Source organism: Kiritimatiellaceae bacterium (assembly GCA_013141415.1).
GTDB lineage: Bacteria > Verrucomicrobiota > Kiritimatiellia > Kiritimatiellales > Tichowtungiaceae > Tichowtungia.
Genome location: JABFQY010000002.1, coordinates 183739 through 201240, shown reverse-complemented (window position 1 = coordinate 201240; position 17502 = coordinate 183739). Strand labels below are relative to the sequence as shown.

17 protein-coding genes are annotated in these 17502 nt (G+C 57.0%); 7 read left to right on the top strand and 10 right to left on the bottom strand.

The window, feature by feature from the left end:
- Positions 1-85 precede the first annotated feature (85 nt).
- The 3 genes from HOO88_03765 to HOO88_03755 all read left to right on the top strand — a co-directional run bounded on the left by HOO88_03765 (position 86) and on the right by HOO88_03755 (position 4009).
- The gene (locus HOO88_03765) at positions 86-2839 is read left to right on the top strand and encodes a pyruvate, phosphate dikinase (protein ID NOU35870.1); all 2754 of its coding nucleotides are present in this window, start codon (positions 86-88) and stop codon (positions 2837-2839) included.
- Positions 2840-2978: 139 nt separating this feature from the next.
- The gene (locus tag HOO88_03760) at positions 2979-3584 is read left to right on the top strand and encodes a sigma-70 family RNA polymerase sigma factor (protein NOU35869.1); all 606 of its coding nucleotides are present in this window, start codon (positions 2979-2981) and stop codon (positions 3582-3584) included.
- Positions 3581-4009: a hypothetical protein gene (locus HOO88_03755; GenBank protein ID NOU35868.1), complete on the top strand. Its 429-nt coding sequence runs from the start codon at positions 3581-3583 to the stop codon at positions 4007-4009. Before HOO88_03760 ends, HOO88_03755 begins: the two co-directional genes overlap by 4 nt.
- A gap of 2 nt (positions 4010-4011) precedes the next feature.
- On the opposite strand, the gene rpiB is transcribed toward HOO88_03755, so the two are convergent.
- From rpiB to HOO88_03720, 7 genes are all read right to left on the bottom strand, one after another.
- Positions 4012-5694, bottom strand: a complete 1683-nt coding sequence (rpiB, locus tag HOO88_03750) for a ribose 5-phosphate isomerase B (protein NOU35867.1) — start codon at positions 5692-5694, stop codon at positions 4012-4014.
- A 1-nt stretch (position 5695) separates the two neighbouring features.
- A complete protein-coding gene (locus tag HOO88_03745) occupies positions 5696-6154 on the bottom strand; it encodes a low molecular weight protein arginine phosphatase (GenBank protein ID NOU35866.1) in 459 nt (152 codons plus the stop codon).
- On the bottom strand, positions 6151-6744 hold the full coding sequence (locus tag HOO88_03740) for a threonylcarbamoyl-AMP synthase (protein ID NOU35865.1): 594 nt from the start codon (positions 6742-6744) through the stop codon (positions 6151-6153). The genes HOO88_03745 and HOO88_03740 overlap by 4 nt, the downstream gene beginning before the upstream one ends.
- Positions 6745-6791: 47 nt before the next feature.
- A complete protein-coding gene (purE, locus tag HOO88_03735; GenBank protein NOU35864.1) occupies positions 6792-7298 on the bottom strand; it encodes a 5-(carboxyamino)imidazole ribonucleotide mutase in 507 nt (168 codons plus the stop codon).
- Positions 7299-7373: 75 nt separating this feature from the next.
- Positions 7374-8639, bottom strand: a complete 1266-nt coding sequence (gene purD / locus HOO88_03730) for a phosphoribosylamine--glycine ligase (protein NOU35863.1) — start codon at positions 8637-8639, stop codon at positions 7374-7376.
- A 171-nt stretch (positions 8640-8810) separates the two neighbouring features.
- Complete coding sequence (locus HOO88_03725) at positions 8811-9209, bottom strand: hypothetical protein (protein ID NOU35862.1); 399 nt, start codon at positions 9207-9209, stop codon at positions 8811-8813.
- Between the two features lie 284 nt (positions 9210-9493).
- Complete coding sequence (locus tag HOO88_03720; GenBank protein NOU35861.1) at positions 9494-10276, bottom strand: class I SAM-dependent methyltransferase; 783 nt, start codon at positions 10274-10276, stop codon at positions 9494-9496.
- Here HOO88_03720 and HOO88_03715 point away from each other — a divergent pair.
- A complete protein-coding gene (locus HOO88_03715; GenBank protein NOU35860.1) occupies positions 10264-11142 on the top strand; it encodes an HAD hydrolase-like protein in 879 nt (292 codons plus the stop codon). The genes HOO88_03720 and HOO88_03715 overlap by 13 nt on opposite strands.
- A 79-nt stretch (positions 11143-11221) precedes the next feature.
- A complete protein-coding gene (locus HOO88_03710; GenBank protein ID NOU35859.1) occupies positions 11222-11665 on the top strand; it encodes a divergent PAP2 family protein in 444 nt (147 codons plus the stop codon).
- 50 nt (positions 11666-11715) lie between these two features.
- Here the strand turns inward: HOO88_03710 and HOO88_03705 are convergent, their stop codons facing one another.
- Both HOO88_03705 and rmuC read right to left on the bottom strand, forming a co-directional pair.
- Positions 11716-11886 (bottom strand): 4Fe-4S binding protein, encoded by a 171-nt coding sequence (locus HOO88_03705; protein NOU35858.1) that lies wholly within the window; start codon positions 11884-11886, stop codon positions 11716-11718.
- A 122-nt stretch (positions 11887-12008) separates the two neighbouring features.
- A complete protein-coding gene (rmuC, locus tag HOO88_03700) occupies positions 12009-13106 on the bottom strand; it encodes a DNA recombination protein RmuC (GenBank protein ID NOU35857.1) in 1098 nt (365 codons plus the stop codon).
- Between the two features lie 101 nt (positions 13107-13207).
- Between rmuC and HOO88_03695 the strand changes: the two genes are divergently transcribed.
- Positions 13208-14479: a hypothetical protein gene (locus HOO88_03695; protein ID NOU35856.1), complete on the top strand. Its 1272-nt coding sequence runs from the start codon at positions 13208-13210 to the stop codon at positions 14477-14479.
- 10 nt (positions 14480-14489) lie between these two features.
- On the top strand, positions 14490-16370 hold the full coding sequence (locus HOO88_03690; GenBank protein NOU35855.1) for a DUF4131 domain-containing protein: 1881 nt from the start codon (positions 14490-14492) through the stop codon (positions 16368-16370).
- A gap of 7 nt (positions 16371-16377) precedes the next feature.
- On the opposite strand, the gene HOO88_03685 is transcribed toward HOO88_03690, so the two are convergent.
- Positions 16378-17481: a tetratricopeptide repeat protein gene (locus HOO88_03685; GenBank protein ID NOU35854.1), complete on the bottom strand. Its 1104-nt coding sequence runs from the start codon at positions 17479-17481 to the stop codon at positions 16378-16380.
- Positions 17482-17502 lie beyond the last annotated feature (21 nt).

Genomic DNA, 17502 nt, shown 5'->3' with positions numbered 1-17502 from the left:
ACACACCCGCATGCTCTGCTAGCATGGCGCGTCTTTTTTTGAAAATATGGATCAAGTGAAGCGGAACCCAACCAGGAGAGACTCGATGGCGAACAAACAGTACGTGTACTTCTACGGATTCGGTAAGGAACATACCGAAGGCGACAAAACGATGAAGGCAATTCTCGGCGGCAAAGGCGCCAATCTTGCCGAAATGGCCAATGCCGGACTTCCGGTTCCTCCCGGCCTGACGATTTCCACCGAAGCCTGCGCCTGCTACAGCAAGAGCGGCGGCAAATATCCGGAAGGCATGGAAGAACAGCTCAAAAAGACCCTCAGCAAATTCGAAAAACTGATGGGCAAAAAGCTCGGCGATCCGAGTGATCCGCTGCTCGTCTCTGTCCGCTCCGGCGCCGCGATCTCGATGCCCGGCATGATGGACACCGTTCTCAATCTCGGCCTGAACGACAAATCGGTTCTCGGGTTCATCAAGCAGACCGGCAATGAGCGCACCGCGTGGGACTGCTACCGCCGCTTCATCGACATGTTCGGTGACGTCGTGATGGGCCCCTATACCGATCTCGAACACCACCACTTCGAAGTCGAAATCGAAAAGCTGAAGAAAAAATATAAAGCCAAAGAAGACACCGACCTGACCGCCGAACAGCTCAAGGAGCTGGTTGACATCTATAAGAAGGTCTATCAGGCGCATGTCAAAAAGCCGTTCCCGCAGGATCCGATGGAACAGCTCAATCTCTCCATTCAGGCCGTATTCGGTTCGTGGAACTCTGAGCGCGCTGAAAAATACCGCCAGATCAATAAGGTCACCGGCCTGCTCGGCACGGCCGTAAACGTTCAGGCGATGGTCTTCGGCAACATGGGCGACGAGTCCGGTACCGGCGTGGCCTTCACCCGTGACGGTGGAACAGGCGACAGCAAGCCGATGGGCGAATATCTCATCAACGCGCAGGGCGAAGACGTGGTGGCTGGCATCCGCACTCCGAAAAATATCGACGACATGCCGAACGAAAAATCTCCGATCTGGAAAAAGGCGCACGCCGACCTGCTCAAGATTATGGACCGTCTCGAGAAGCACTACAAATATCCGCAGGACGTGGAATTCACCGTTCAGGAAGGCAAGCTTTGGATGTTGCAGACCCGCAATGCCAAGCGCACCGGTCTGGCTGGCGTCCGCTGGGCTGTTGAAATGGTCAACGGGAAAGATGTTTACACCGGCAAGGCGCTTTCCAAAATTCTGACGCAGAAGGAAGCGATCATGACCGTTTCCGGCGAAGACCTCGAACAGTTGCTGTTCCCGATCTTCGACATTGCGGCTGAAAAGAAAGCCAAGCTGATCACCACGGCGATGCCCGCAGGACCCGGTGCTGCTGTCGGTAAGATTGTTTTCGACGCCAAAGAAGCCGAAGCGGCCGTAGCGAAAGATCCGAAAGCGCAGGTTATTCTCGTCCGCCACGAAACCAGCCCCGAAGATGTCGGCGGCATGTGGGCGGCACAGGGCGTACTCACCTCGACTGGCGGCATGACCTCCCACGCGGCGGTTGTTGCCCGCGGCTGGGGCAAGTGCTGTATTTGCGGCGCTGGCGCTCTGCAAATCGACTATAAGAAACGCACCGTCACCGTCGGCAAGAAAGCCTACAAAGCGGGCGACTTCATCAGCCTGAACGGATCAACCGGTATGGTTTATGAAGGCCAGATTCCGACGCAGTCGAGCCCGGTCGTTTCCGGCGTGGTGGACAACAACGCCGCCGCCAAGAAACACCCGATCTACAAAATGTACGAACAGATTTCCCAGTGGTCGGACGCTCACCGCAAGATCAACGTCCGCACCAATGCCGACACACCGAAAGACGCTCAGAACGCCCGCGAATTCGGTGCCGAAGGAATCGGCCTCTGCCGTACCGAGCACATGTTCTTCGAAGGCGACCGTATCTGGGCGATCCGCGAGTTCATCATTGCCGACGACGAAGCGGGCCGGAAGAAAGCTCTCGCTAAACTGCTCAAGTTGCAGCAGAAAGATTTCGAAGGCATCTTCAAGGCGATGGATGGCCTGCCGGTAACCGTGCGCCTGCTCGATCCGCCGTTGCATGAATTCGTTCCGCATACCGCGAAAGATCAGGCCGAAATGGCGAAACGTCTGAATGTTCCGGCAAAACAGGTTGCGGATCGCGTCCAGCAGCTGCATGAATTCAATCCGATGCTCGGACACCGCGGCTGCCGTCTCTCGGTAACCTATCCGGAACTCTGCGTCATGCAGACGACCGCGATCATCGCCGCCGCCTGTAAAGTCGGCAAGGCCAAGAAAAAAGTCAAAGTTCTGCCGGAAATCATGATCCCGCTCGTCGGCGCCAAAGCCGAGCTCGACTTCCTTGTGAAGATCGTCCGCGAAACGGCCGAAGAAGTGATCAAGAAAGAAGGCGTGAAGCTGAAATATATGGTCGGCACGATGATCGAAATTCCGCGCGCCGCGCTGACCGCTGACGAACTGGCCGAAACCGCCGAGTTCTTCAGCTTCGGCACCAACGACCTGACACAGATGACCTTCGGGTTCAGCCGCGACGATATCGGCTCGTTCCTGCCGGACTACCTGCAGGAAAAACTGTTGCCGTGCGACCCGTTCCAGCACCTCGACCAGCGCGGCGTAGGCCAGCTGGTGCAGATGGGCGTGGAAAAAGGCCGCTCGACCCGTCCGGATCTCAAGTGCGGGATCTGCGGTGAACACGGCGGCGACCCGGCCAGCGTGAAGTTCTGCTGCAAAGCCGGACTGAACTATGTCAGCTGTTCGCCGTTCCGCGTACCGATCGCCCGTCTGGCTGCCGCGCAGGCCGCCATTCAGGGCTAGGCCCGAACCGGTCAAACGGTTCAAAAAGCGCCCCGGAATTTTTCGGGGCGCTTTTCTTTTTCCAAGGTTTAAGAAACCTGCTACAAGCAGTTCAAGCTTTGGAATAAAACAAACCCCGTTTTTCCAAACGATGGAAAAAATGAGCGACGAATCAAAAACACAACCGAGTTTCGGCGGCCCGGACGACCTTGAACTGGTGCATCGTTCACAGACCGGCGACATTGCCGCCTACGAAGAACTGGTTCGGCGTTATCACAGCAAAATTTACGGACTCATTTACGGCATGACCAGCAGCCGCGAAGATGCCGAAGATCTGGTTCAGGAGGTTTTTGTCAAAGCGTGGAAAGCCCTCGGACACTTCCGTGAACAGTCCAGCTTTTATACATGGATTTACCGCATTGCATTGAATCGCACCATCAACTTCCGTAAGCGGCGCAACCGCCGGCAGACGGTATCTTTTGACGAGTTCGATCCGGATATTAAAACGTCCGAATCCTACCGCGAGTTTTCCAGCAAAGGATCGGTTTTGCGGAAAATGAGCCTGAGCGAATTCCAGGAAAAAATGAACGCGGCGATGCTCAAGCTGTCCGAGAAGCAAAGAGCCGTGGTCGCGATGCATGATATTCAGGGACTGTCCCACGCGGAAACTGCCGAAGTAATGCGCTGCTCGGAAGGAACAGTCCGCTCAAGGTTGTTTTATGCGCACAAACAGCTACAGGCGGAACTGGCGGAGTTTGTAAAATGAGCAACACCAAAAAATCCGAAACTCCGGAACTGAATATTGCCGGTCTGCTGGCGCTCAAAACCTATGAACGGCCGGACGCGAACCGGGTCGAAAAGAACATTCAAAATACCATGCGCGCGGTTCGCACAACCAACAACGACCCGTCGCTGCTGCTTTTTCCCGATAAGAGCTTCGGGTGGATGGTGGCCCAGCCGCGTTATGGTATCGCCGCACTCTTTGTAATTTTCCTCGGGATGAATCTGCTCAACCGCCCTCTGCCGTCCGCCGCACCCGGTTCGTCGCCGATTCTTAAGGTGCCCGGCGTGGAAATCGCGGCGATCGCCGGCACCAACGGATTCAAGAAAACTTCAGTGCCCGGAATCACTCCGCAGGCGTTCAACACGCTGGTCGGTCTCCCAAGCCCGTTTCCTCCGTACACGGAATAGCATTACAGCAGAGGAAAACGGTTGGAGAACGCGATGACTTCTGCGCGAATTTCCGCCAGCTTCTTTTCGTCCGCCATAGTGTCGGTGACGGCTTTGAAAAAATTGGCGATCTGCACCATGTCCGCTTCCTTCATGCCGCGCGTGGTGACCGCCGGAGTTCCGAGCCGCACGCCGGAGGTGACGAACGGACTCTTCTGGTCAAACGGTATGCCGTTTTTATTGGCAGTGATCGACGCCTTGTCCAGCGCATTGGCCACATCCTTACCGGTCAACCCGCATGAGCTGACATCCACCAGCATCAGGTGATTGTCGGTGCCGCCGGAAACGATACGGAATCCGTTGGCCTGCATGGCTTCGGCCAGCGCCTTGGCATTTTTGACGACCTGTTGCTGGTAGGCGTTAAATTCCGGCGTCAGCGCTTCGCCGAAAGCGACGGCTTTCGCGGCGATGACGTGCATCAGCGGGCCGCCCTGAATGCCGGGGAAAACCTGCCGGTCGATATCGGCAGCGAATTTTTCTTTGCAGAGAATCATGCCGCCGCGCGGGCCGCGCAGCGTTTTGTGCGTTGTGGTTGTAACAAAGTCCGCTTCCGGCACGGGACTCGGATGGCACCCGGCGGCGACCAGACCGGCGATGTGCGCCATGTCCACGGTGAAGTAAGCGCCGACAGAGTCGGCGATTTTCCGCATCCGCTTGAAATCAATGATACGCGAATAAGCGCTGGCTCCGGCGACCAGCATGCGCGGCTTGTGTTCTTCCGCAAGACGCTGCAGCTCGTCGTAATCAATCTGCTCGGTGTCTTTCCGTACGCCGTACGGGATGATTTTGAAAAAGCGGCCGGAAAAATTCATCGGGTGACCGTGGGTCAGGTGTCCGCCTTCGGCGAGACTCATGGCGAGAATGGTGTCACCCGGCTGCAGCATGGCGTAGTAGACCGCCATATTGGCACTGCTGCCGCAGTGCGGCTGTACGTTGACGTGCTCGGCACCGAACAGTTGTTTGGCGCGGTCGATGGCGAGCCGCTCGGCTTCGTCGGCGTATTCGCAACCGTTGTACCAGCGCTTGCCCGGATACCCTTCGGCATATTTGTTGGTCAGGCGCGAACCCTGCGCTTCACGCACGGCCTGACTGACAATGTTTTCGGAGGCGATCAGCTCAATGTTGTTTTTCTGCCGGACGTTTTCGTCGCGGAGAATTTTGTACATTTCCGGATCGGCGTCATAGAGCGCGATCGCGTCGCTGGTACTCTTGCCCAAGGCTTTGATCTTGTTGACGCGCCGCTCGTGGCGGCCGCCCGCTTCCGGCTTGTTCGCCAGCCACGCTTCGAGAATTTCCAGAGAGACGGAATCCGCGACATTGTTTGCGCCGAGACAGAGAACGTTGGACGCATTGTGGATACGGGTCAGTTTGGCCATTTCCGGCGTACAGCAGACGGCGGCGCGGACGCGCGGAAATTTGTTGGCGGTGATGCTCATGCCGATACCGGTATTGCAGATCAGAATTCCCTGGTCGGCCTTTCCCTGTGAAACCCGGCACGCGACGGCGGCGGCGTAATCGGGATAATCAACGGATTCGGCGGAGTTGGTTCCGACGTCTTCGATTTCGAACCCTTTGGTTTTCAGAAGGGATACAAATTTTTCTTTCAGCTCTACGCCGCCGTGATCTGCACCGATAACGATTTTCATGTCAGTTCCTTTGCTCCATCATGTAAAGAATCAGGTCGGGTAAAGCGGCGTCAATTTCGTCGCGCACGCGGCAGTAAACGTCCAGCGCCTCCCCGACCGGGTCGTAAATATCAGCCGCGCATTGTGCAACTCCGAACGATTTTAGCAAGAAAACTTTGCCCGCGCTTTCCGGCGCGATGGCCAGAATGGCGTCGCGGTGACCGCGCGTCATGGTGACGAGTAAATCGGCGTTATGAACCAACGCCGGAGTCAACCGCCGACTGGAGTGGCCGGACAGATCAAGCCCCAGCATCCGGAGCGCTTCCACCGCGCCGGAGCTTGCCGGACAACCGTTGTTCGCATGAACGCCCGCCGACGAAATATCCCAGCCGCAATCCGGCCCGAGCAGGTTTTTCATCAGCCCTTCGGCCATCGGGCTCCGGCAGGTATTGCCGGTACAGACAAAAATCAGCTTTTTCATGCGACCACCCGTTCAATTTCAACTTTGGAAACCGCGCCTTCGCGCAAAATCGTCAAGCCGCCGTCCAGACACCGGACGACCGTGCTGGGAACTTTACCGGAACATTCTCCGGCATCCAGAAACAGCGCGACGGAATTTTTCAGAGTCTGAAAAGCTTCTTGCGCCGAAACGGCATCTGCGCCGCCGCTTTTATTTGCGCTGGTCAGCGCGATAGGTTTGCCGAAGGCGCGGGCCAGCGCCAGCGGGACTTCGTGGGCCGGAACGCGGAAGCCGGTCAATCCGTCCGGCGTATCCAGTACCAGCGTCAGCGAACCGGGCCAGTATTTTTTTGCGAGCGCCAGTCCGTGTACTCCAAACTTCGCGCCGAGCGCTTCGACCTGCTCGAAGCTGGCGGCCAGCCGCGCGATGGGTTTGCCGCGCTCGCGCTCCTTGGCGGCGTAAAGTTTTTCGAGATGCGCCGGATCGCAGGCGATTCCGTAAACCGTTTCGGTCGGCACCACGACCAGTTCACCTGCCTCTAAAAGCGCACAGGCCCGGCGGATGATTTCCGGCTCGGGCTGTGTTGCATTGATTTGAACCAGTTTGTTCATAAAGTAGGACAGGCTTCCAGCCTGTCCAGACAGGCAGGATGCCTGTCCTACTTTCCAATCAGGGTTTGCAGCTCGGCGTTCGACTTGAGCACCTCTTTACGCATTTTGGCTTTGTAGGCCACCAGCTTGCGTTTCAGTCCGGCATCGGAAAGCGCCAGCATCTGTACGGCGAGAATCGCGGCGTTGATCGCGCCCGCCTTGCCGATCGCGACGGTAGCGACCGGAACGCCCTTCGGCATCTGCACAGTCGAAAGCAGCGAATCCATTCCGTCGAGCGCCCAGCCCGGCATCGGAATTCCGATCACCGGCAGAATCGTGTGACCGGCCAGAACTCCGGCGAGGTGCGCCGCGCCGCCTGCTGCGCCGATGATGACTTTGAAACCGTTCTTGGCGGCGTTTTCGGCGAACTCGCACGCTTCGTGCGGTGTCCGGTGAGCCGACATGACTTTTACTTCGGCTTTGATGCCGAATTCTCCCAGCGTCTGAAAACAGCACTCGACGGTTTTCCAGTCACTGGCACTTCCCATCACGATTGCAACTTGCGGTTTAGCCATAATTTTCTCCTTTTTTAAAGTAGGACAGGCTTCCAGCCTGTCTGCAGTGCAGGGTGGACAGGCTGGAAGCCTGTCCTACTTTCTTTTCAGTTCACGGTGGGCGATATCTTTGCGGTAAAAACCGCCGTTCCACGAGATTTTTTTCACGGCGGCGTAAGCGTTGTCGACGGCGGCGCGCAGATCCTTGCCGATTCCGGTGACGCCGAGTACGCGGCCACCGGCGGTGACGACCTTGCCGTCCTTGAGCGCGGTACCGGCGTGGAAGACGACGGCGTGTTCCGCCGCCGCGTCGAGGCCGGAAATTTCGTCGCCTTTTTTATAGTCGCCGGGATAGCCGCCCGCCGCCATGACGACGCAAACGGACTGCTCTTTTTTCCACGAAATCAAATTTTCGGAAAGCGTGCCGTCGATACAGGCTTCGAGCGCGGGAATGATGTCGCCGTCCCAGCGGGCCAGCACCGCCTGCGTTTCGGGATCGCCGAAGCGGCAGTTGAATTCGACCACGCTCGGCTGGCCGTTATGAATCATCAGCCCGGCGTAGAGCACGCCTTTGTAGGTGATGCCGCGCTTTTTCAGTTCGGCCAGCGTACGGCCGTACACTTCGGTGCGGACGATATCGAGCACAGCATCGGTGGCGACCGGCGCGGGCGAGTAGGCGCCCATGCCGCCGGTGTTCGGGCCGAGGTCGCCGTCGAACACACGCTTATGATCCTGCGACGAAGCGAGCATCACGACGTGTTCTCCGTCGATCAGCGCGAGGATGGAAGCTTCTTCGCCGACCAGAAAATCTTCGATGACGACGCGGCTTCCGGCGTCGCCGAACGCTCCGCCAAGCGCATCTTTGATGGCGTCTTCGGCCTGTTCGACGGTTTCGGCAACCGTCACGCCTTTACCGGCGGCGAGGCCGTCGGCTTTGATAACGATCGGTGCGCCGCGCTGACGGACATAAGCGCAGGCTTTACCGGCATCGGTAAAAACGGCGCAGGCGGCGGTCGGAACTCCGGCGGCCTGCATAATTTCTTTGGCGAATTTTTTACTGCCCTCAAGCTCGGCGGCGGCCTTGCGCGGACCGAATACACGGAAGCCCGCGGATTCCAGCGCGTCGGCCAGACCGGCGCAGAGCGGCGCTTCGGGGCCGATCACAGTCAGATCGGGCTGGTTGGCTTTGGCCCAGCTGACAATTCCGGTGACATCGGTGGCGGAAAGGGCGAGATTGGTGCCGAGCTGAGCGGTACCGGCGTTACCGGGCGCGCAGAAAAGCTCCGGCTTGCGCGAATCGTTCTTCAGTTTCCAGCAGAGCGCGTGTTCCCGTCCGCCGTTTCCAATCACCAGTACCTTCATGAGATAAAAGCCCTTTCGTTGCGAGGCGCATAGTTAGCCTGAATTCGCCGGTTTGGACAAGCTCCGGAAGGGGAGTTTTACAAGAGGGAACGAAGGCGGAGTTGTCAGAGAACGTTTCGCGTCACTCTGAGCGGGCGGAGCCCGCGATAGAGCGCAAGCGGTGGTTGGGGTCTAATTTTTTGGGGTAAAAGGGGATTCAATGAAGTTGTCGTTCAGTTTTCCAAAAGGAACACCGGATGCTTTGCACATTTCCTTAATTAGCGAAACAAGGTTGTCGAGGAGGCGACCTTGTTGTCCAAGTTCGTTGTGCATTTTCTTTAATGCGGTAATAACCGCTGGACAGTCAGAGTAGACGACGAAGATTTCATTTAGTGCGACGAAAAGATCCCTGTTTTTTTCTGTCATCAATTTGTCCGTTAGAAACATCCTGTTTCCAACTAATCGCCGAAGAACGTCTTGCTTGGCTTTTCTGTGCTCGAATCGTCGGTAATATGCAGAAGAAACAATTACCCCGACTAGGCCTGACAGTAATGAGCTAATTATCGTAATCGTCATATTATCTGTATCCATTTTATTTATTACCCGAACAGTTTATTAGGCAGAGACCGTCTCTGCCTATTACTGGAATCCCGGTGTTAGGCAGAAAGATGTGCCGAGCTCCAAACCCCGAATACGGGATGTTTTTAGCAGGGGCGGGCTAAAAGGGCAACCGCCTTTGCCGATTTGCTTCACAGGTTTAGCGGCTACGGCGAGTCATGAAATCCTTTTGGGGCTTTGTGGAATGTAGACGCGACGCCCTCGTCGCGTTCAGTCGTGACAGAGAAACGCGACGAGGGCGTCGCGTCTACGTTGGCTCAAGATTGCTGAAAAACCATGAGGTTGCGGGTGTAGAAGTTGGCGACGCCGGCGGCGGTCCAGGCGGATTGCCAGTCGGCGACGGTTTTTTCTGCATGCTGGAAGCCGTTGGCTTTGAATCGTTCCGTCCAGTATTCCGGCGGCTGTTCGTTGAGGTGGCCGATTCCGCCTTGTCCGGGATGCGCGGCGGTGAAGATGACGACCGGCGCGAGCGAGCAGAGGAGTTCGACGTAGCGGTCGGCGGAATTTTTCGGCAGGTGTTCGGCGGTTTCCATGCTGACGGCGATATCAAACCGTTCGCCGCCGCTCCAGCGGTCAGAGGCGATGTCGAAATTGCGGATGTCGAGCCCGCGAGCGCGGGCAATGTCGAGTCCGGCTTCGGAAGAGTCCAATCCGAGCAGGCGGCGTACGCCGAGTTTGCGCAGGCCGACGAGCAGGGCGCCGGAGCCGCAGCCGACGTCGATGACGGACGCGGGGCTGAACGTTTCAACAAGGGATCGGGCCATTTGCGGGACGCTGCGTCGGGCGTAGGGTTCGACGAGTGTCTGGTAGTATTTCGGCGAATAAATGTCGTTGCGGTCGCCAACCCTTTCCATGATCCGGAACGCGAAGCTGTGAAGGGGGCCAGTTTTCCGGAGCGGCGGCGGCAGCAGACGATAAACGTGCTTCAGGATGGTGAAGAGTTTCGACATACAGGTGAAGTTTACAGAAAACCCCCGGTGCGGCAAGCCTCTGGACAGGGCGCGGGCAAACGGGTAGCCTGCGGCGCATGAAAAAAACATGGTGCAAAGACGATCTGATCTATTTAAAGCCGAAACATGATGTGCTGGTCGCCATCGACTCCGACGGCTGTGTGTTCGACAGCATGACAATCAAGCAGCGGATTTTTCATACTGGCATTATCCAATTCTGGAGCCTCGCAGCGGTCGAATCCGAATTCCGGAAAGTGGCGGAATGGACGGCGCTGTTTTCGCCGTGGCGCGGCCTCAACCGCTTCGAGTTGCTGTTGCGGATTCTGCAAGGGGTCTCCAAATATATTCCGGCTTGTACGAATCCGCCATCGACGGACGCTCTGGAGGCGTTCGCCAAATCCGGCGTTCCGCTGAGTGCCGATGAACTGGCGAAGCGGATTGAACGTACCGGCGACCCGGAGCTGACGCGGGCGTTGGAGTGGAGCCGGTCGGTGAGTAAGGAGATTGCGGCGGTTTCGCAGATGCCGGTGTTCGCCGGAGTTTCTGTTGGGCTGGAAAAAATCCGTACGGCGGCGGATTCGATTGTGGTTTCTCAGACCGACGAAGCGGCGCTGGTGCATGAGTGGCGCAACGCCGGACTCGAAAAGTTTGTCGACGTCATCGCCGGAGCGGAGCTGGGATCGAAGATTGAATCGCTCGGAACGGCGATGAAAGGGCGTTACGCGCCGGACAAGACGCTGATGGTCGGCGACGCTCCCGGCGATCTGGAAACCGCCCGCGCTGTCGGCTGTCTGTTTTTTCCGATTATTCCGGGCGACGAGCCGGCGAGCTGGGTCGAGCTACGCGAAGAAGCGCTTCCGCGACTTTTGAACGGCACCTTTTGCGGTGCGTACCAGGAAAATTTGATCGCCCGCTTCAACACGGTTCTGTCTGAAGTTCCGCCGTGGGCGGAATAATTTTAAAAGGTTGCGCCGCGCGGCGATAGTTCTTTATTGTTCCGGCGACTTCCCGAAGCAACCCTGATAAGGAAAACCAATGAATTTTGTTCATATCTCCCTTTGGGCCGCAGTGGCCGGCTGGACGGTCGCGCAAACGACCAAGATGATTATTTGTCTGGTGCAGAGCCGCCGTCTGAACTTCGGGTATCTGGTGAGTACCGGCGGAATGCCGAGTGCCCACTCGGCAATGGCCTGTGCGGTGGCGACAACGATCGGTATGACGGAAGGGTTCAGTTCGCCGCTGTTTACGCTGGGATTTTGTTTTGCCGCGGTGATTATGTTTGATGCGCAGACGGTGCGTGCGGCGGCCGGCAAGCAGGCCCGACTGCTGAATCAGATCGTGGACGAGCTGTTCAAGGCGCACCATCTGTCGGAAAACAAACTGAAAGAACTGCTGGGCCATACGCGGCTGGAAGTGTTCTTCGGAATGCTGACCGGTATTTTTTCGGCACTGGCGCTGCTGCGGTTTTTACCGAAATAAAAAAAGCCCCTCGCCGAAGCGAGAGGCTTTGCGTGTGAGCGAAGCCAGCCTTAGGCCGGATTGATGGCGCTCATCGGGCAGGTTGCCGCGCAAGCACCACAGTCCGTGCAGCTGCCAGCATCGATAACGTATTTGCCGTCGCCTGCGCTGATTGCTTCTACCGGGCATGAGCTTTCACAAGCGCCGCACATTGTGCAATCACTAGAAATTACGTAAGCCATGATTCTTCTCCTTGTTAATCGCAGGCCCGTCGGTTGTGCCTGCTGTTAATGACGGCGGGCAACGTACCACCTTCATTCTGTGAGTTCAAACCGGAAACCAAACGGACTTTCGGCCAAAACGCTTACTCTTCACCGGTCTCTTGCGGCAGAGCGGCGCGCTCGCCGGAGAGTTCGACTTTTTCGATTTTTCCGAAACGGCTGGTGATTTTGCGTGCGGAAGTCTGCGCTTCATCCACATCTTTGTGGGCCTGACCGATATGTGCGGCCAGCTTATCCATCCGATCCTGAAAGCGGCTGAAATCCTGCGCCAGAGCGACCAGATGATCTTTGATCAGATGTACCTGCTGTCGGGTTGCGGAATCTTTCAGAACGGCGCGCGCTGTGGTGAGTACGGCCATCATCGTGGTCGGCGAAACCATCCAGACGCGCGCGCGCTGGGCTTCTTCAACGAGATCGGGATAATGTCCGTGGATTTCGGAGAAGACGGCTTCCGCCGGAATAAACATCATGGCGCCGTCGGAGGTTGTGCCGGGAATGATGTATTTTCCGGCAATGTCCTTAATGTGTTTTTTGATGTCCTGCCGGAACTGCCGCTCGGCGGCGGTGCGGTCGGCATCGCCGAGCGACAGGTCGGTCATGCGCCGGTAGCTTTCGAGCGGAAATTTTGAATCAATACAAATGGTGCCGGTCGGTTCGGGAAGAAACAGGACGCAGTCGGCACGGACGCCGTTCGGGAAGGTGTGCTGAAGGGAATAACTGTTTTCGGGCAGCATGTTGGAGATCAGTGCGCTGAGCTGTACTTCGCCGAACGCGCCGCGCGAACGTTTGTCCGAAAGAACTTCCTGCAGGCTGACGACGTTGCCGGTAAGTTGATCTATTTTTTCCTGAGCTTTGTCGATCAGCGCCAGCCGCTTGAGCACATCGCCGAAAACGGTGGTGGTGTCCTTGAATCCTTTCTCCAGCCGCTGTTCCACTTTTTCGCCGATCTGGTCGAGCCGCTGATTGTTGGAGGCGATCAGCTTTTCAACCTGCGACTGAACCGCCTCTTCGCTTTTGCGGGTTCGGCTGTCGATCTGTTCAGTCAGTGTATTGAGACCGCGCGTGAGCATTTCGAGCCGGGCGTCCTGACGGGAGTTCCCGTGCAGCGCCAGTCCTGTTTGCACCAGTACCAGCAGGGCGAGAAGCCCCAGAAGAATCAGAATAAAAAACTCCATAACCATCTCCAGGCGAACGTTGTCCGGCACCCCGCAACGCTTGACACTTTACGCGGCCCGCCCGATACTGCAACCGTTTTATTTCTTTAACCGGAACGTGTAACACCATGAAATTCTTCCGTAAAAAAAATGCTCGTCCGGCTGAAGCCGCCCGAAAAACTACAGGGACGAATGCCGACCACGGTCTTTACTCGCGGTATACCGCAGATGGCTCGCCGGACGAGTATGCGTCCGGCTCTGCCGGGCGCCAAACCAACCGCACATCACGGCACAGTCCGAGCCGCACCCGCGAGACCAGTAATCGTGCCAGCAACTGGGCCATCGCAATGCTTTTGTTGCGGACGGGTTTGATTGTCGTGCTACTGGTTGGCGGATTCTTTGTGCTGAAGCTGGTTCTGAATCGCATGGCGGAACCGTCTGAGAAGGAACAGAAACGTTGGGAGGCCAAGGCAACTCAGATGGGGAAAGGAGGGTCAGCGGACGCTGTTTCCGCCGGAACTCCGAATGCACAGGCACTGGGTGTCAGCCCTGAACTGATCGGACAGCGGTTAGGGCAATGGGAGGAAACTGAACGCCACTTGCGTTCAGCCGAAGCATTAAGCCGCCGCGGAATTGATGAGGAAGCGATGCAGCGGCTTGGTCTGGCCCTGCAAGTTATGCCGGACAACCGGGCTGCGCAGGAGATGCTGGTCGGCATTTATATGCGCCGCGGACTTTACACAGAAGCGGTGCCGCTATGCCTCCACCTGCTGGATCAGGAGGGCTGGAAGCAGGAATTGCAGATGAATCTGTTGCAAGCTTTGCAGAAGAGCGGACAACGCGCATCCGCATTGGTGCTGGCCGAGCGGATGCTGCAAGAGCAGCCGAATAATTTAACCGTGCTTTCGATTGCCGCGGCCGGGCAGATCGGGCTGGGCAACACGAACACCGCGCTGACGCTGTTTGAGCGGATGCTGGAAAACGATGCAAAAAACACAGTGGCGCTGAGAAGCTGCGGCGCGATTCATTTTGCGCGCGGCGATTATTCGAATTCCGTTCCGTATTATGTCGAGCTGGTGCGACTTGATCCGAAGCCGGACTATTATCAGGCTCTGGCCCATTGCTACGCTCAGCAGAATCAGGCCGGGAAAGCGGTTGTTTTTATGGGGCAGGCGGCCAGTCTTTTTGGCGGAACTGAAATTTCGCCCTGGCTGAAGGATGCCGTTTACGATCCGATTCGTGAAAGCGCAGAGTTCCGGTCGTTTGCCGACCGCCTTGTCGGTGTTGAAACCCGTAAAGCCATTGAAGCAATTAACAAACGCGAAGCTGAAAAATCCAGCTCACAGATGCCTGCCGGCATGGATCTTCCAAAACAACCTGATTTAAAAGGACGCAAGTAATAAGCGTGCCATGATCTTGGCTCAACAGGTGCGCCGTCCGCTGGTTGGAGTCGCCCTGTTCGTGGCGGCGGGTCTTTACATTCAGCGCTGTGTTGGCGGCTCTCCGATGTTCCTGCTCACCTGGGCCGCCTTTCTGCTGGCCTACGCCTGCTGGACGGTGTTGCGCCGCCGGACGACCTGGTTGATTTATATCGTCTGCGGACTGCTGGCCGCCACGCACAACGCGATCGAAGAAATGCCGGCTTTTTCCCGCACGGTGCTGCCGGTCGTTGAGGTGAATTTCAACGAACAGGAACTGACCGGAACAATCGAAGATGAGCCGTCTGTTTCAGGCGCGGACGAAACGGCATCTTTTTTATTTCGCGTACAGACTGTGCGTTGCGGAGAGGAGCGGCTTCCGGCAGACGCCGTGTTGCGGGTTTATCTGAAAAACTGCACCGCGCCGGTACGCTTCGGTGAACAATGGCGGTTGAAAGGCCGATATACCGGCTATGAAAGATCGCGCAGCGGCACCGACGGATTTCTCAGTGTTTCCGGGGCGGATATTTATAAAATCAAAGCAGCCGGGGACACATTTTCCGGGCGGTGCTATGAAGTCCGCCGCCGTGCCGCCGCGTTCCTTCAGCTGGGAGTTGAAAAATTTCCCGAACAGACGCAACTGCTGCACGCCATGCTGCTCGGCTACCGGCAGGCGATTCCTCCGGATCTTTACCGGATCTTTACCCGCACTGGCACGCTGCATATCTTTGCAATTTCCGGCCAGCACGTTGTAATTCTGGCCGCCATCTTTATTGCCGGACTCAAAATTTTCGGTGTGATCCGTCCCCGCTGGGGGTTGTTACTTCTTCCGGTGCTTTTTCTTTATATTTTTACCACCGGACTGCAATCGAGTGCATTGCGCGCTCTGGCGATGGCGGCGGTATTTTTTATCGCCCCGCTGGCCGGCCGGCGCCCCGATGCGCCGACATCCATTGCGCTGGCCGCCGTTTTGCTGTTGGCCTGTTGGCCGGCCAGCATCGGCGATCCGGGCTTTTTGCTTTCTTTCGTCGTGGTTTGCGGCCTCATCATCGTGGGCGGCTGGGCCGCGCGGCAAATCAACGGATTCCGTTTGGCGGGCTGGGAGGCTCCGCTTCAGCAACTCGGCGGATCGCATCCGGCGGCCGCACTGTTGCGGAGTACCGGACTGCTGATGCTTACGTCGCTGGCGGCCTGGCTGTTCTCGGCGCCGATTACCGCCTATTTTTTCAACACCCTTTCGCCGGTCGCGCTGATCGGCAATTTGGCGGTTATTCCGCTGACCTTCATGATCATGCTCGCCGGATGTCTGGCGTTGCTGGGCGGCGTGTTGTTTTTGCCCGCCGCCGCCGCGCTTTTCAATCAGGCCAATTTGCTGTTTATCAGTCTGTTGATATGGATCGTCCACCGTCTTGCGGCGCTGCCCGGCGCCTGCCGGGCTGTTCGCGCGCCGTCTGCGCTGGCGACCGGCCTTTGGTATGCCGGACTGGTTTTGTTTTTCACCGGGCCGGTTCGCTGGCGGAAGGGCGCGCTATGTCTGGTGCTGTGTTCCGTGGTGCTGTGGGGCGCACAGCACATCGAGCCGCAGCGCAATGTGAAAATTCTGCGAGAGGGCAGTTCGGCCGTGGCGGTTCGGCTGCCGGAACGCGGGTGGGTGCTGGTAACAGACGGCAGCCCGTTCAGCACGGTGCGAACAATCCGCCTTCTGCAGAAAGAGGGCATCAACCGGCTGTATGCTCTGGTCGTGAGCGATGCAAAAGCAGATGCCGGGGCCGTTCGGCAGATTCAAGAAATCTTTCATCCTCGAGAAATTAAAACGGATGCGCCCGAGTGGCTCGCGGGCGAAGGAACGGTGCGCGTTTCACTCCGCCGGTGATGAAGCGTTACCGTTTCTTGTCGAGCGATACATTGGCGATTTCCAGCTGATCAACCAGCGTTTTGAAGTCGCCCGAACTGCGCACCACATTAAATTCTTCGCGGCTCATCCATGCCAGCGCCAGTTGCGGGTCGATCAGCTGAACACCCCGCTTCAGCGCCGCGATGGCTTTGTCAGGCTGACCGTTCTGCACCTGAACCTGTGCCAGCAGGAAATAGATCGGCGCGACGTCCGTGACGTTTTGTGTCAGTTTGGTCAGGAAATCCGCAGCGTCTTTCCAGCGGCCCAGTTTCGTCAGATACAGAGCATACGTCTGCATGGTGTCCAGATCGCCCGGCTGCAGATCAATATACTTTTCGAAATGAAAGACCGCCTCATTGTCGCGCTTCATTTTACGGTACAGCGAAGCAAGGTTCTTATGGGTTCCGGCCGCTTCCGGCTTCAATCCCAGCGCCTTTTTCAGATTTTTCTCGGCTTTATCATACTCTTCTGTGCCGATGTACGCGGTGCCCAGGTTATTTACCGTATCAAAGGTTTCTTCTTCCTTCAGAGCTTTTTCCAGATGCTGCGCGGCCAGCGCGTATTCCTGACTCTGGAGATAAAGCTGCCCCATGGATCCGTGCAAGCCCTCGATATCCGGGTAGGCGGCGACCACTTTCTGAAAGTGCTCCAGAGCCTGTTTCAGTTCATTCATTGCCAGGGCCTGCTGCCCCATGATGATGTGATAGGCGGCATTTTTCACCCATTTGGTTGAAAGCGGCTTCGGCCCGGTTTTTTCATCATTATCCAGCTGGGATGAGACGGCCTGATAATCCATCACCCAAAGGGCCTCTGTTGGCAGGGTATAACGCGGTACGAAAACGGATTCTTTGGTTTGATTTTTTTTTGATGGACTCCGTTCGCTTAGAAAATTGCGAATGACCACGGCGACCAGAGACACGGACAGCACGATAACCAGCGAGCCGAAAAACAGGGAGACGAGCTGACTGCGACGCAGGTCACGATGCCGCTCTTCGAGCCGTTCCCGCGCAATTTGCGGGGTAAAATCCTTCTCGAGATCGTGCTCGCCACCTTGGTAGATATCGCGGATTTCGTCTTTTTTCTTCTGCATGAACGGCTCCTCCTGCTTCCC